Annotated in this window: 15 protein-coding genes; 5 read left to right on the top strand and 10 right to left on the bottom strand. The window is 56.7% G+C overall.

Translation table 11 applies throughout. The annotated features are described in order from the left end of the window. Positions 1 to 102: 102 nt before the first annotated feature. The 9 genes from flgJ to flgB form a co-directional block, all read right to left on the bottom strand. The gene (flgJ, locus tag ED901_RS04330) at positions 103 to 1,053 is read right to left on the bottom strand and encodes a flagellar assembly peptidoglycan hydrolase FlgJ (protein ID WP_122094999.1); all 951 of its coding nucleotides are present in this window, start codon (positions 1,051 to 1,053) and stop codon (positions 103 to 105) included. Further along, entirely contained in the window at positions 1,053 to 2,159 is a 1,107-nt protein-coding gene (locus tag ED901_RS04325; protein ID WP_056769751.1) for a flagellar basal body P-ring protein FlgI, read from the bottom strand. Before ED901_RS04325 ends, flgJ begins: the two co-directional genes overlap by 1 nt. A gap of 10 nt (positions 2,160 to 2,169) precedes the next feature. Continuing rightward, the gene (locus tag ED901_RS04320) at positions 2,170 to 2,886 is read right to left on the bottom strand and encodes a flagellar basal body L-ring protein FlgH (RefSeq protein ID WP_122095614.1); all 717 of its coding nucleotides are present in this window, start codon (positions 2,884 to 2,886) and stop codon (positions 2,170 to 2,172) included. A gap of 138 nt (positions 2,887 to 3,024) precedes the next feature. Continuing rightward, positions 3,025 to 3,807 carry a flagellar basal-body rod protein FlgG gene (flgG, locus tag ED901_RS04315; protein WP_056769747.1) on the bottom strand — a complete coding sequence of 261 codons (783 nt, stop codon included), beginning with the start codon at positions 3,805 to 3,807 and terminating at the stop codon, positions 3,025 to 3,027. A 21-nt stretch (positions 3,808 to 3,828) separates the two neighbouring features. Then, positions 3,829 to 4,584 carry a flagellar basal body rod protein FlgF gene (locus ED901_RS04310; RefSeq protein WP_056769745.1) on the bottom strand — a complete coding sequence of 252 codons (756 nt, stop codon included), beginning with the start codon at positions 4,582 to 4,584 and terminating at the stop codon, positions 3,829 to 3,831. Between the two features lie 29 nt (positions 4,585 to 4,613). Beyond that, positions 4,614 to 5,861 carry a flagellar hook protein FlgE gene (gene flgE, locus ED901_RS04305; RefSeq protein ID WP_122094997.1) on the bottom strand — a complete coding sequence of 416 codons (1,248 nt, stop codon included), beginning with the start codon at positions 5,859 to 5,861 and terminating at the stop codon, positions 4,614 to 4,616. Between the two features lie 177 nt (positions 5,862 to 6,038). Then, on the bottom strand, positions 6,039 to 6,728 hold the full coding sequence (gene flgD, locus ED901_RS04300; protein WP_056769742.1) for a flagellar hook assembly protein FlgD: 690 nt from the start codon (positions 6,726 to 6,728) through the stop codon (positions 6,039 to 6,041). A gap of 11 nt (positions 6,729 to 6,739) precedes the next feature. Further along, complete coding sequence (flgC, locus tag ED901_RS04295; RefSeq protein WP_056769739.1) at positions 6,740 to 7,144, bottom strand: flagellar basal body rod protein FlgC; 405 nt, start codon at positions 7,142 to 7,144, stop codon at positions 6,740 to 6,742. A gap of 6 nt (positions 7,145 to 7,150) precedes the next feature. Then, positions 7,151 to 7,561 carry a flagellar basal body rod protein FlgB gene (gene flgB / locus ED901_RS04290; RefSeq protein WP_056769737.1) on the bottom strand — a complete coding sequence of 137 codons (411 nt, stop codon included), beginning with the start codon at positions 7,559 to 7,561 and terminating at the stop codon, positions 7,151 to 7,153. Positions 7,562 to 7,725: 164 nt separating this feature from the next. On the opposite strand from flgB, the gene flgA reads away from it, so the two are divergent. The 3 genes from flgA to ED901_RS04275 all read left to right on the top strand — a co-directional run bounded on the left by flgA (position 7,726) and on the right by ED901_RS04275 (position 9,417). Continuing rightward, on the top strand, positions 7,726 to 8,451 hold the full coding sequence (gene flgA / locus ED901_RS04285; RefSeq protein ID WP_122094996.1) for a flagellar basal body P-ring formation chaperone FlgA: 726 nt from the start codon (positions 7,726 to 7,728) through the stop codon (positions 8,449 to 8,451). A 204-nt stretch (positions 8,452 to 8,655) separates the two neighbouring features. After that, a complete protein-coding gene (gene flgM, locus ED901_RS04280; RefSeq protein WP_056769736.1) occupies positions 8,656 to 8,958 on the top strand; it encodes a flagellar biosynthesis anti-sigma factor FlgM in 303 nt (100 codons plus the stop codon). A 21-nt stretch (positions 8,959 to 8,979) separates the two neighbouring features. Further along, a complete protein-coding gene (locus ED901_RS04275; protein ID WP_056769734.1) occupies positions 8,980 to 9,417 on the top strand; it encodes a flagella synthesis protein FlgN in 438 nt (145 codons plus the stop codon). Positions 9,418 to 9,648: 231 nt separating this feature from the next. Here the strand turns inward: ED901_RS04275 and ED901_RS04270 are convergent, their stop codons facing one another. Continuing rightward, positions 9,649 to 9,852: a helix-turn-helix transcriptional regulator gene (locus tag ED901_RS04270; protein WP_056769729.1), complete on the bottom strand. Its 204-nt coding sequence runs from the start codon at positions 9,850 to 9,852 to the stop codon at positions 9,649 to 9,651. A 424-nt stretch (positions 9,853 to 10,276) separates the two neighbouring features. On the opposite strand from ED901_RS04270, the gene ED901_RS04265 reads away from it, so the two are divergent. Together ED901_RS04265 and ED901_RS04260 are read left to right on the top strand one after the other, a co-directional pair. Further along, positions 10,277 to 11,293 (top strand): 3-oxoacyl-[acyl-carrier-protein] synthase III C-terminal domain-containing protein, encoded by a 1,017-nt coding sequence (locus ED901_RS04265; protein WP_240993866.1) that lies wholly within the window; start codon positions 10,277 to 10,279, stop codon positions 11,291 to 11,293. Further along, the coding region (locus ED901_RS04260) for an NAD(P)-dependent oxidoreductase (RefSeq protein ID WP_162997809.1) at positions 11,290 to 11,604 on the top strand (315 nt) is incomplete at its 3' end. The genes ED901_RS04265 and ED901_RS04260, both read left to right, overlap by 4 nt.

Here is an 11,604-nt window from a genome sequence, read left to right as displayed (position 1 = left end):
ATCTGGTTATCGGCTTCGACTGCGAAAACTTGAGAAAAAAATGGCAACCGCTTTCAAACTTTTTTCAGGTCTGAGAGGAGGTTGCCATTTAGAACGTGCATATCAGAAAATATCTTTGAGATCATGGCTGTAGGCTTTCACTGCCTGCTCGCCCGCGCCTTTGATTTTCTGGATAACACTCACCAGTTTGTCGGCGTAATTCGGGTCTGTGGCATAGCCCGCTTTTTGCAGCGCATGTGCCGCCTGTTCAGGCGTGCTGGCCGAGGCGACCTGCGCATAGCGCGGGTTATTGGTCAGCAATTTGATGTAATCGCTGATGGCTTCCACATAAGAGCCGTAAACGCGGAAGCTGGCCTGGACTTTTTTCGCCACACCGTTGGAATATTCGGTGGTGGTGATCTGGGTGGTCGGGCCGTCCCAGCTGCTGCCGGCTTTGATGCCGAACAGGTTAAAGCTGCGTTTGCCGTCGCTGGTGGGAATTTCACGTTGCCCCCAGCCGGACTCCAGCGCGGCCTGCGCCATGATCAGCTGATGCGGGATGCCGCTGTCTTTACTGGCCACCTGCGCCGGAATGCTCAGGTTCGAGACGAACTGGCCGCTGCCCTGAGACAACGGCGCGCCGCTGGTGGTGCGGTCAGGTGCCGTCGGGATGGCTTTACGCAGGTACTGTTCCATCGCCTGAATCGGCAGGGTTTTCAGCACTTCGTTGTCCAGCGCCATCGGCACGGTGCCCGCCAGCTCTGAGGGCTGTTTGGTGCCGCCGCTCAGCTGTTCCACCATCATGTCTGCCATGCCCAACCCTTTGTTGGACATGTCCTGCGCAATTTGCTGATCGTACATCGATGTATAAAGCTTGGTTTGCTCACTGCTGAGCAATCCGCCTTCGGGCAGGGCCTGACGCATACTTTTCAGCATCATCTGCACGAACACCCCTTCAAACTGTTTCGCCACTTCCCGGATGTGCGCCTGAGGATCCTGCGCCACATCCCGCTTCAGTTTGTTCAGGGACTGCGCGTCATACGCTGCCCCGGACATCGACATCAAATCGCTCATCAGATAATTTCCAAATCAGCGCGCAGGCAACCGGCTGTTTTCATGGCCTGCAAAATAGACATCAGATCGATAGGCGTCGCGCCTAACGCGTTCAGAGTACGCACCACGTTATTCAGGCTGGCGCTCGAACGCACCTGCTGGATTGAGCCGCCGGACTGACGTACAGAAATATTGGTGTTTGGCGTCACCACCGTCTGACCGCCACCGAATGGCGTATTCGGCTGGCTGACGTCGTTCTGGCGATCCACCACCACGGAAAGGTTGCCCTGCGCGACGGCACAGCTGTCCAGCGTCACGTCGCGGTTCATTACCACCGAGCCGGTACGGGAGTTGATGATCACTTTCGCATCCATCGGCCCGACGTTGACTTCTATGTTCTGAATCTGCGCCAGAATGCGCACCTGCGAGACATTGCCGCGCGGCACCACAATCTGAATATTGCGTGAATCCAGGGCAGAGGCCACGCCCATTCCCTGACGGTTGATGGCATCGCTGACTTGCTGCGCCAGATTAAAATCTTCGTCATTAAGTTGCAGACTGATCACGCCTTCGGTGCCGAAGGTGCTTGGCAGTTCGCGTTCAATGGTGGCGCCGCCGGTGATACGTCCGCCGGACACCTGGTTAACCGTCACGCTGCTGCCCCCGGCAGAAGCCCCGGCACCGCCGACCAGCACGTTACCCTGCGCCAGCGCGTAAACCTGATTATCCACCCCTTTCATCGGGGTCATCAGCAGGGTGCCGCCGCGAATACTTTTGGCGTTACCCATGGAGGACACCACCACGTCGATGGCCTGACCGGCGCGGGAGAACGGTGGCATCTTGGCGGTTACCATCACCGCGGCAACGTTTTTCAGCTGCATGTTGGTGCCAGCGGGAACGGTGATCCCCAGCTGCGAGAGCATGTTGGTCAGCGTTTGGGTGGTGAAAGGCGTCTGCGTGGTCTGGTCACCGGTACCGTCGAGGCCGACAACTAAGCCGTAGCCGATCAGGGCGTTATCACGCACGCCCTGTACCGTGGTCAAATCACGAATACGATCGGCTGATGCGGGCAGTATCACCAGGGCGGACATCGCCAGACAGAAGATACCGGAAAGAATTTTTCGCATGATTGCCTCGTTATAACGGCGATAAGTTTAGGAAGAACCGCTGCAACCAGCCCATGTTCTGCGCTTCATTGATGTAGCCATTGCCCACGTACTCGATACGCGCATCCGCCACCTGTGTGGAGATCACCGCATTCGCGCCGCTGATGGTGCGTGGGTTGACGACACCGGAGAACCGGATGAACTCGGTTCCCTGATTAATTTCGATTTGTTTCTCACCGACCACTTTCAGGTTGCCGTTTGCCAGCACTTCGCTGACGGTCACGGTCAATGTGCCGGTGAAGCTGTTATTGGCCGCTGCGCCGCCTTTGCCTGCAAAGGTGTTATCGCCGGAGGTATCCACCGCCGCACGGGCGTTGCCGAACAGGCCTTCCAGATAACGCGGTGTGGTATCAAAGCCAAACTTGGTGGAGCCGTTGCGGCTGGCGTTGGCCGAGGAGCTTTTGCTCGCACTGACGTTTTCCTGCAACACAATGGTCAGGGTATCGCCGATATTGCGCGGACGACGGTCTTCGAACAAAGGCTGATAACCGTAGTTCATCGGCTGAACTGACTGGAAAATCGAACCGTTAGGAACCGGCGGTGCGGCTGGCGCAGGCTGAGCTGTGGTTGTGCCAGGGACCAGCGGGGTATGCGGAAAATACGCGCAACCGTTCGCCAGTAACGTCACTAACAGCGGCAGCGCCAGCTTGCCTGGTCGGTTTACAAGAGAAGTCTTTACCGACGTTATTTTTTTGGTCACCACAGTTATCGCCTTAAAAAAATCGACCTGACAGGAATCAGAAACCGTACAGGACAGGCACGTTTCCGCCCCTGTCCTCTTGTTTTTCCCGCCCTGACCGCAGAGTGCCGGTAAGGGCGGCAAAGATTACAGCTGCGAAAGTTTCTGCAGCATTTCGTCCGATGTGGACACCGCTTTACTGTTGATTTCGTACGCACGTTGCGTCTGGATCATGTTGACCAGTTCTTCCGCCACGTTAACGTTCGAGGTTTCAACATAGCCCTGATACAACAGGCCAGCGCCGTTCAGACCCGGCGTGCTTTCTGTCGGCGCGCCGGAGCTTTGGGTTTCCTGGTACAGGTTTTCACCCATAGATTCCAGGCCGCTGTTGTTGATAAAGGTGCTCAGCGTCAGCTGACCGACCTGCTGGGCTGCCGTCTGCCCCTGCTGGGTGACGCTGACGATCCCGTCACGGCCAACGGTCATGCTGAGCGCGTTGGTCGGGATGGTGATCGCAGGAATGACCTGATAGCCGCTGGACGTGACCAGCTGACCGTTCTGATCCACCTGGAAAGAGCCGTCACGGGTATAGGCGGTGGTGCCGTCAGGCAGCTGGACCTGGAAGAAGCCCTCACCTTTTACGGCGATATCTTTACTGTTGCTGGTCTGCGACAGGTTGCCCTGCGAGAACAGACGTTCAGTGGAGACAGGGCGAACACCGGTACCGATCTGCAAACCGGAAGGCAGGTTCGTCTGTTCAGACGACTGCGCGCCCGGCTGGCGGATTGTCTGGTACAGCAAATCTTCAAAAACCGCACGCTGGCGTTTAAAGCCGTTGGTGCTGACGTTCGCCAGGTTGTTGGCGATGACGTCCATATTGGTCTGCTGTGCATCCAGACCGGTTTTCGCGATATAAAGCGATGGGATCATGTCGTTACTCCTCTGCCATCATCAGGTCAGTGACAGCAGATTATTGGCGCGTTGTTCATTTTCATCGACGCTGTGGATGACTTTCATCTGCATCTCAAAGCGACGGGCGTTGGCGATCATGTCAACCATGGTTTCGACCGGTTTCACGTTGCTGCCTTCAAGGGTTCCGGGCATCACGTGAATGGTCGGGTCGGCGGCAAGCGCATTCCCACGGGCCTGTGCCGTTTCCGGCGTCAGACGGAACATGCCGTCATCGCCTCGCGTCACTTCGCTCCCGGTGGCTTTTACCAGTTTCAGTTTACCGAGCTGCCCCATGGTGTTGGGATCAGCGCCGGCTTCCAGCACGGCAATGGTGCCGTCCGCAGAGATGGTCAGCTGCGAGTTGGGCGGCACTTCAATCGGCCCGTTGTCGCCCATCACCGGATGACCCTGAACGGTCAGCTGGTTAGTGGGAGACACCTGCATGTCACCGTTACGGGTATAGGCTTCAGAGCCATCAGGCATCTGCACCGCGAGGAAACCGTCCTGCTGTAAGGCAACATCCAGCGGACGGCCCGTGTAGTTAAGTTTCCCCTGCGACATGTCTGCGCCCGGCGTGGACGCGGTGACCAGTGTGCGGGTGTCCAGACTCTGGCCGTCCACCGGTACCGCGCGCATCGCTAAAAGCTGCGCGCGAAATCCCGGCGTCGAGGCGTTTGCCAGGTTACTTGACGTGACCGACTGCTGAACCAGCGTCTGGCTGGCTGCGCCCATCGCGGTGTAGATAGCGTGATCCATAGTGCTGCCCTATCGAGTTTTATCGCGCGTTAGCGCAGGTTAACCAGCGTGTTCAGGATGGAGTCCTGAGTTTTGATGGTTTGCGCATTCGACTGATAGTTACGCTGAGCAACGATCATGTTCACCAGTTCGGCACTCAGATCGACGTTGGAAGATTCCAGCGCGCCACTGGTGATGCTGGCGAAACCGCCTTCGCTGGCGATGCCGTTTACGGGCTGACCGGAAGAGGAGGTTGCAGTCCAGACGTTATCGCCTTCAGATTTCAGGCCTTCCGGGTTAGAGAAGGAGCTCAGCACGATCTGGCCGAGTAACTGCGTTTTCTGGTTGGAGTAAGTGCCGGTGATGGTGCCGTCGTTATTGATGGTGTAACCGGTCATCTGGCCTGCGGCATAGCCATCCTGCGTCAGGGAACCGATGCTGTTGCTGCCGGTGCTCTGCTGGATACTGCCGGTGAAGTCCAGTGCAACGGTCTGCCCGGGGACCGCGCCGTTGGTGGCGGTGTTCATCGGTAAGGTCAGGGTCAGACCGGTTTGCGCAGCGCCAGTGGCGGAGCTGGTGCTGGTCAGTGCGCCGCTGGTGGTGAAGTTCAGAGAGCCGATTTTGGCGGCGGTTGAACCTGCCACGCTGCCGTCCTGCGAGTAGACATCCCAGCTGTTCGCCAGGGTGGCCGACTTCACGAAGTAGACGTTGTTATCGTGCGCGTTACCCAGTGAGTCATACGTCGTGATGCTGTTGACGTAGTTGTAGCTGGTGTCATCGCTGCTGTTGAATGTGGCGGTTTTCGGCGCGGTATCCGTTGAGTTCAGGTTGGCGACCATTGTGCCACCCACGGTCGATTTTGCGCTCATCATGGTGGTTGGCACGCTCAGGGCAACAGGTTGCGCACCGGCCGCGATAGTCGGCGGTGTGCCGGTGGCCGGATAACCGGTCACGCTCAGACCCTGCATGTTCACCAGATTACGGTTAGCGTCGAGAGACAGCTGGCCGTTACGCGAGTAATACACGGTGCCGCTGCTGTCGGCCAGACGGAAGAACCCGTTTCCGCTCAGTGCAACGTCCAGACCACGGGACGTTGTGGTGGTGGTACCGTCATTGAAATTCTGTGTGACTGCGGCGACTTTAACGCCCATCCCCGTTTGTGAACCGGCGAACATATCGGCAAAAGAAGCGGTCGCGGTTTTGAAACCCACGGTCGCGGAGTTGGCGATGTTGTTACCGATCACGTCCAGGTTGGACGATGCTGCGCTCAGGCCGCTGACTGCTTGTGAAAAGCTCATGTTAGCTCCAGTTTACTGTGTAGTGTTTATGCATCTTTAGCTCCTCCCCTGCGAAGAGGCGTCTTTGGCTCCCTCTCCGGCAACGGTGAGGGTTGGGGGGCGGTACCACGGCTGCGCAGGCGCGACCCGTAATACACACTCCCCGCCTCCCCCTTTGCAGAGGGAGGAGCAAAACGATTACAAAATCTGTCTTACCTGATCGACTGTCGTCGTTCCGCGTACACCGAGATCCAGCGAGGTGCCGGTCTTGCTGTTGATCACGCCGTTGACCAGTGCATAGTTCAGCGGTGTTGCCACCATTTGCTGATTGTTATTCAGCGCATTGATGCTGAAGGAATAGCTGCCGTTCGGGGCTTTGGTGCCGTCGTCCTGCGTGCCATCCCAGGTGTAGCTGTGGACACCGGCAGTCTGGGAACCCAGGCTGATGGTCTTCACGGCTTTGCCCGTAGAATCGGTGATGGTGGCGGTCACGTTGTCTGACGCGCTTTCCAGCTCCAGGCCAAATGGCGTGGTGCTGACGGTGCCGTCTGTGTCGCTGCCGACCAAAATAGTGCTGCCGGAAACCATCACTCCGTGGCCGATCAGCGAACTTGCCTGAACTGAGGTGCCGTTGGTGATTTGCCCGGAAATGCTGCCCAGCGTCGTGTTCAGTTTTTCAATGCCGCTCACGGTGCTGATTTGCGCTAACTGGGTGGTCAGCTGGCTGTTATCCATCGGATTGGTGGGATCCTGGTTTTTCAGCTGAGCCACTAACAGGGTCAGAAAACTGCTGGAGAGGTCGTCAGCCGAGCTTCCCGTGGTGGACGTCGCAGCGGTGGCCGCGATGGTGTTATCCGTGGTGTCGTTAATCGACGTGGTAATTGCCATGGTGCGCTCCGCTATTGACCCAGAGTCAGAGTTTTCATCATCAACGACTTGGTGGTATTGAGCACCTCGACGTTGGCCTGATAACTGCGGGAAGCGGAGATGGTGTTGACCATTTCGCTGACCACATCTACGTTTGGCATCTGCACGTAACCCTTGGCATCCGCCATCGGATTACCCGGCTCGTACACCATGCGCATCGGCGCAGGATCATCAACGATCTGCGCCACTTTCACCCCACCGGTTTCCTGTCCAGGTGCAGCATCCACCTGAAAGACCACCTGTTTTGCCTTGTAAGGCTGACCATCAGGGCCGGTGACACTGTCGGCGTTGGCCATGTTACTGGCGCTGACGTTCAGACGCTGAGACTGCGCAGCCAGCGCAGAACCGGCGATATCAAAAATACCAAGCATCGACATGAGCAATTATCCTTGCAGCACCGACATCATTCCTTTGACCTGTCCGCCGAGGACGGTCAAATCGGTCTGATAGCGCACGCTGTTATCGGCGAAGTTGGTACGTTCACGGTCCATATCGACTGTGTTACCGTCCGCTGAAGGTTGATCCGGGATCCGGTACATCAAATCCATATCGGCTGCCTGGACGTTCGATGCCGGAATGTGGCGGTCAGAGGTCAGTGACAAAGACATACCGCTGCCACTGGCGCGGCCCTGCTCCATCACTTTCTGTAACTGACTGGCGAAATCGATATCGCGCGCCTGATAACCTGGGGTATCGGCGTTGGCGATATTGGCTGAAAGTATTTCTTGCCGCTGGGCGCGCAGGTTGAGCGCTTCCTGTTGGAACTGTAGTGCGGCGTTCAATTTGTCGAGCATGCGCCCTCCGCAAATGAGATTTTGGAGCGGACAGCATAATTGCGGGTGTCAATAACCTATCGTCTGAATAAGCATAAAATCGGGCGCTATTTGTCCCTTTAGGAATTGAAAAGTGCGGGTAGACTTGTCGCCAGTAGACTTTTTGCCATCAGGATGAATCGCGAATGAACAGGCTGACATTGCGTCATACGGGTATCACGCTGGGTTGCATCCTTCTCGGGGCACTGTCCGGTGAAATGAGCATTGCCCAGACGGCACCGGTGAGAAGCGCGCCTGTTTCAACCAACAGCGACACCTTGCTGACGTCGCAAATCCAGCAGTTTTTCCGCCAGCAATACAGTGAAAGCGGAATGCAGGTGACTGTGGTGGTGACGACGCCCGCCGCGCGGCAGCCGCAGTGCCTCGCGCCGCAGTTTATGCTTTCGCCGAACAGCCGCACCTGGGGCAATGTGTCGGTGGCGGTGAACTGCAACGGCAAAAAAAGCTACGTACAGACCAAAGTGCAGGTGAGCGGAACCTATTGGGTGGCGGCCAAAAACGTGCCTGCCGGCGCGCACCTGGCAGAAGCAGATATGCAGCAAAAGACCGGAAGACTGGATCTTCTGCCGCCGAAAGCAGTTTTAGACAGCAAACTGGCGCTGAACGGCGTAACCCTGCGTAACATCAACATCGGCCAGCCGCTGACGCTCTCGATGCTGCGCCGTCCGTGGATGGTGCACGCCGGGCAGGAGGTACAGGTTCAGGCAACAGGCAGCGGGTTTAACGTATCCAGCGCCGGTAAAGCGATGAACAATGCCGCAGCGAATGAATCAGTCCGGATCAGAATGCCGTCAGGCGTGATCGTCAATGGTACTGTGGGTTCAGACGGGTCTGTCACCGTGGAGATTTAGTGATAAATTGTCACTTTTTCGGCAATAAGGTTAAAGTTATTGCGCCACATGTCGATAACACACGTATCAGAGTCGTCACACGACGGCATTTTTAGGGTGAGACCCTACTGTTGCCCTGACCGCCTCGTGTTACACACAAGCCTGCCTCATCGGCCTGTGAAGTGAATAAACGTGGCAGAACAGGCAATTACCGGAGAAAAAATTATGGCTATTGATCGTACTCAAGGCGTGTCGCCTCTCAGCCCGATCCAGCAACGCGACCCTTCTGAAAACGCCGTGCAGAATACGCGTAAAGAAGAAACCGTTTCAGGCACCAAAACCAGCGGTACCGCAGTGACCCTCAGCGAAGCACAAACCTCGCTGACGCAGTCAAGCGCGCAAGATATCAATTCAGCCCGTGTAGACGAGCTTAAGCAGGCGATCCGTGATGGTAAACTGACAATGGACACAGGCAAAATTGCCGATGCGCTGTTGCAAGATACACAGGATTATCTCAAAGATTTTTAAGTTGAAAGGTAATTAGGCCCGATGAAGAACTTTATCAAGACCATGACTACCCTGGTTGAAACGTTGCAGGCGCTGGATCAAGTGATTAATCACGAACAAACGATACTGTGCTCAGGCCGCGTTAACGGAGCGGCCCTGCAACACATTACCGAGCAGAAAAGCTCATTACTGGCCACGGTAGACTATCTTGATAAACAACGTCGTCAGCACGACGAACGCCTGAAACAATCCGCCCCCTACTCACGTCAGCCAGAAATCGCTGCAATGTGGAAGCAGGTGGTGCAGATGACCACCAATCTGAGTCAGATCAACCGGCACAATGGATTATTGCTGGGTAAACAGATCGACTACAACACCGAAGCTCTGGCGATCCTCAACGCCAGCCAGTCGCAGAAATTCTACGGTGCAAACGGTCTGGAAACGGTGACAGGACAAAGTGTCCGTAAGATCTCCGTGTAGACCGAAACAGAGTCGGGGGGAACACTTTCCCCTCAACACTCACCCCGCCTTTCACTTCATTACACTCCCTGCCAGACATTGATAGCACGCGAAAAGCGCAACGGTTCCGCGGTGGCTAAGCGGGTGGCACGAAGTATTGTTGTCCCTTTCTGAATCGAACCCTCGTCCTCCCCTCAGCCGCCATAAAACCAAACCAGGATATGTCGGTTTGTGCCGTCAGCCGCATTTCCTTTAACTGTAACGGCTCGGCCAGATGATTTCGGCTTTTACGCCGATGGCTTCCGCAATCAATCTTTCGCCTTTAGGCCACCTGCGCGTCAAAGCATTCGACAGCGTGGTGGAACTCAGCCCGGCGTGGCGGGAAACGGCGGACATGGTTGTGCCCGTCTTTTTAATCGCAGCGATGATGTCTGCCTGATGCCAGTCCTTTTTCATACAGCTCTCTCCTGAAAGTGGTAAAGCGAACCACACTGCACGTCGAAACTCCGTTTGCGGCACAAGTTGCCCTTTTAGTTCCTACACTATTAAGAGGAACTCAGGCGGGAGCAGGACGCTTTACGTCTCCGCCGGCCAGCCCGAAAGTGGCAACGGTGGCGGGTTTTACCGCCGCGACCAGACGTTAACGGGATATCCCTGCAGAATAAACAGGCAATTAACGAGAATGGGATACTGCTTCCAGAGAGTTTTTAGGGTTTGCAGTCCGTTGCAGCGAGAAGCGTTTGCCTGACTTGCGGCACTTAAATCGTGTGTGCTTATGTACCCCAAAAGGGGCAAAGCAGGTAATATATCCGCCACATCCTTCCGGGGTTATTTGCACTCACCACCGGCTAAAAATAATCGAAAATACATAAGGATATATGTGGACTCTTTAAGGAATTTACATGCAGCGCCCTCGCTGGTGCCGCTTAAAATCATTTCCTCGGGTGCGGCACTCCCGGCGCATAAAGTGACATCGGCTGAACTGGATGTCCGGCTCGGGAAATCCGCAGGGTATGTGCAACAGCGTTCAGGCGTGGAATACCGTTTCCACGGCGATGACCGCGCCTCGCAGGTTCAGCTTGCGGTGGCCGCCATCACCGATGCGCTTGAGCGCGGAAATATTGCGGCAGACTCCGTCGATTTGCTGATTTTCGCCTCCGCGATCCCGGTGCAGGCGCTGCCTTACAGCGCGGCGCACGTATTGAAAGCCTCGCCGCTGCGTGAAGGCATCAGCACCTTTGATGTCAACGCCAGCTGCGTCAGCTTCATTTCAGCGTTGCAGGTCGCCGCCGGTTTGCTCAATACCGGTGCTTACCAGCGGATAGCGATTGTCAGTGCGGAACTTGCGTCGCGGGGCATCAACTGGGCACATGAAGAGTCGTCGATTATTCTGGGCGACGGCGCAGCCTGCGCCATTGTCGAACGGGGCGATGGGCGCAGCGGCATTCTCTCCTGCCTGATGGAAACCTATCCGGCCGGTGTGGATTTGTGCCATATCCGCGCAGGCGGTACCCGACGTAATCCCCGTGCGGGGATCGCCGACAGTGACTTTTTATTTCATATGGACGGCAAGCGCCTGTTCCGCCTCGCCGCTGCACTGATCGAAGAGTATTGGGCGCGGTTATTGTCTGCCGCGCAGTGCGCGCAGGGCGATCTGGCGGCCGTGGTGCCGCATCAGGCCAGCCATGTTTCACTCGAACACATGCGCCGCCGGCTGAACATTCCGGAAGACGTGCTGATTGATATCTACCGTCATCACGGCAATCAGGTATCGGCGTCTATCCCGACCGCGCTGCATTATGCCCTCACCCACGATCGTTTTTCGCCGGGTAAACCGGTGGCGCTGGTGGGCACCGCGGCCGGTCTGACGCTCGGCGGCATGGTGCTGATCCCATGAAAATTTTAGTGACAGGCTCCACCAGCGGGCTCGGGCGCAATGCCACGGAGTGGTTGCTGGCTGCCGGGCATCAGGCGGTGGCGGCAGGTCGTGATCTTGTGGTCGGGAAAATGCTCACCGACGCAGGGGCGGATTTCCGCTTTGTCGATCTCGACTCTGCGACTCCGGCGCAGCTGACCTCGCTGGTGCAGGGTTGTGACGCCGTCTGGCACTGTGCGGCCAAATCGTCTCCGTGGGGCAAAGCGTCTGACTTTATGCGCACCAACGTGGATCTCACCGACCGGCTGGCGCTGGCCGCCGGGCAGGCCGGT

It is taken from the genome of Rahnella sp. Larv3_ips, from assembly GCF_003697865.1.
Lineage (GTDB): Bacteria > Pseudomonadota > Gammaproteobacteria > Enterobacterales > Enterobacteriaceae > Rahnella > Rahnella rivi.
Note: the sequence above shows the minus strand (reverse complement) of the source record. Positions and strands in the feature narration are given on the sequence as shown.

Bases quoted from the DNA above. Each gene is read 5' to 3' on its own strand.
- flgJ (WP_122094999.1), bottom strand. From the start codon at position 1,053: ATGAGCGATTTGATGTCGATGTCCGGGGCAGCGTATGACGCGCAGTCC.
- ED901_RS04325 (WP_056769751.1), bottom strand. From the start codon at position 2,159: ATGCGAAAAATTCTTTCCGGTATCTTCTGTCTGGCGATGTCCGCCCTG.
- flgG (WP_056769747.1), bottom strand. From the start codon at position 3,807: ATGATCCCATCGCTTTATATCGCGAAAACCGGTCTGGATGCACAGCAG.
- ED901_RS04310 (WP_056769745.1), bottom strand. From the start codon at position 4,584: ATGGATCACGCTATCTACACCGCGATGGGCGCAGCCAGCCAGACGCTG.
- flgE (WP_122094997.1), bottom strand. From the start codon at position 5,861: ATGAGCTTTTCACAAGCAGTCAGCGGCCTGAGCGCAGCATCGTCCAAC.
- flgD (WP_056769742.1), bottom strand. From the start codon at position 6,728: ATGGCAATTACCACGTCGATTAACGACACCACGGATAACACCATCGCG.
- flgC (WP_056769739.1), bottom strand. From the start codon at position 7,144: ATGTCGATGCTTGGTATTTTTGATATCGCCGGTTCTGCGCTGGCTGCG.
- flgB (WP_056769737.1), bottom strand. From the start codon at position 7,561: ATGCTCGACAAATTGAACGCCGCACTACAGTTCCAACAGGAAGCGCTC.
- flgA (WP_122094996.1), top strand. From the start codon at position 7,726: ATGAACAGGCTGACATTGCGTCATACGGGTATCACGCTGGGTTGCATC.
- flgM (WP_056769736.1), top strand. From the start codon at position 8,656: ATGGCTATTGATCGTACTCAAGGCGTGTCGCCTCTCAGCCCGATCCAG.
- ED901_RS04275 (WP_056769734.1), top strand. From the start codon at position 8,980: ATGAAGAACTTTATCAAGACCATGACTACCCTGGTTGAAACGTTGCAG.
- ED901_RS04270 (WP_056769729.1), bottom strand. From the start codon at position 9,852: ATGAAAAAGGACTGGCATCAGGCAGACATCATCGCTGCGATTAAAAAG.